Annotated in this window: 3 protein-coding genes; all 3 read right to left on the bottom strand. The window is 66.6% G+C overall.

Features of this window, described 5'->3' with window-relative positions; all coding sequences use genetic code 11:
* Positions 1 to 118: 118 nt before the first annotated feature.
* On the bottom strand, positions 119 to 769 hold the full coding sequence (locus ABFC67_RS05980; RefSeq protein ID WP_346737131.1) for an ABC transporter substrate-binding protein: 651 nt from the start codon (positions 767 to 769) through the stop codon (positions 119 to 121).
* A 32-nt stretch (positions 770 to 801) separates the two neighbouring features.
* Positions 802 to 1,317, bottom strand: a complete 516-nt coding sequence (gene mlaD / locus ABFC67_RS05975; RefSeq protein ID WP_346737130.1) for an outer membrane lipid asymmetry maintenance protein MlaD — start codon at positions 1,315 to 1,317, stop codon at positions 802 to 804.
* A 10-nt stretch (positions 1,318 to 1,327) separates the two neighbouring features.
* Positions 1,328 to 1,589 (bottom strand): ABC transporter permease (locus tag ABFC67_RS05970; protein ID WP_346737129.1); only part of this gene is annotated, 262 nt, incomplete at its 5' end.

Genomic DNA, 1,589 nt, shown 5'->3' with positions numbered 1-1,589 from the left:
CGCAGCGCCGGCCCGTTCCAGCGCCACCGCCGCGGTGGCGAAGGTCAGCGCGCCCGACAGCGCGAGCGTGTCGGCGTCGGGACGATCCAGGCGGAATCCGACGTCGGCCACGGCGGGCTCAGTTCGTCTTCGCCGGGGCGGCGTTCTGCTGCAGCGTGTCGAGCGCCTTCTCGCCCTGCGTCTCCAGCCGCGTGATCAGGCCGTCGATGCCGTCCTTCTTGACCTCGGCATCGACCTGGTTGCGGTAGTTGGCGACGTAGGAGATGCCCTCGATGATCACGTCGTAGGCTTTCCAGTCGCCTTCGCGGGTCTTGCGGAAAGCGTAGTCGACCGACACCGTCTTGCCGTCGTCCAGCACCACCTGGGTCTGCACGATCGAGCGCTTGTCGTTGAGGTCGCCCTTGAACGGCAGCACGTGCACGCGGCCGCGCGTGTAGTTCAGCAGGCCCTCCGCGTAACGGTGCGTGATCGAGTTGTAGAACGCCTTGGCGAAGCGCTCGCGCTGCTCGGGCGTGGCCTCGCGCGCGTGCATGCCCAGCACCAGGATGGAGGCGTAGTCGATGTCGAAATGCGGCAGGAAGGTGTCGTCGATGATCTTGATCATCGCTTCCTTGTCGCTCTTCAACTGCTGCTGGTGGCCCTCGATGGCCTTCGAAAGGTCGTCGGCGATGGTCTGCACGACCTGCTGCGGCGGCATCGGGTCGGCCAGCGCCGGAACGGCCACCGCGGTGATGGTCAGGGCGAATGCGAAAGCCAGGGTGCGCAACATCATGGTGGGGAAATCTCCTCGACGCCCGCGCTTCACGCGCCGCCCGCGGGCTTGGTGGTGCCCTGGGTCGGCGCGGGCTTCTTGTTGGCATCGCCCGAGCCGTTGACCAGGAACTTGCCGATCAGGTCCTCGAGCTGCAGCGCCGACTGGGTCAGGATCAGCTCGTCGCCGTCCTTCAGCATCTCCGGCGAGCCGCCGGGCTGGATGCCAACGTACTGGTCGCCCAGTAAACCGCTGGTGAATATCACCGCCGAGGAATCGTCGGGAATCTCGTGGAAACGCTTGTCGATGCTGAGCGTCACCAGCGCGTCGAGCTTTTCCGGCTCGAGCTGCACCGAGGCCACCGAACCGATGCGCACGCCGGCGATCTTCACCGGCGCGCGCAGCTTCAGCTGGCCGACGTTGCCGAAGCGCGCCTTGACCGCGTAGCTGTCGCCCTGGCGGTAGTTGGCGACGCTGGTGGTCTGCGTGGCCAGGTAGGCCAGCGCGGCGAAACCGAGCACGATGAACAGGCCGGTGCCGACGGCGTAGGAACGTCTCTGCGTCACGGCGCGATCCTCACATCAGGAATGCGGTAAGCACGAAGTCCAGCGCCAGCACGACGATGGACGAGAACACCACGGTGCGCGTGGTGGCGTAGGCCACGCCCTCGCTGGTCGGCGGCGTGGTGTAGCCCTGGAACACGCCGATCAGCGTGACCACGGCGCCGAAGGCGAGGCTCTTCCAGACGCCGTTCACCACGTCGTCCCACAGGTCGACGTTGGCGGTCATGTTGCCCCAGAAGGTGCCGTTGTCGATGCCGAGCCAGGTCACGCCGACC

The organism is Mizugakiibacter sp., assembly GCF_039680435.1.
Taxonomy (GTDB): domain Bacteria; phylum Pseudomonadota; class Gammaproteobacteria; order Xanthomonadales; family Rhodanobacteraceae; genus Mizugakiibacter.
The sequence above is the reverse complement of the archived record's forward strand: the minus strand, read 5'-3'. Positions and strand labels throughout refer to the sequence as shown.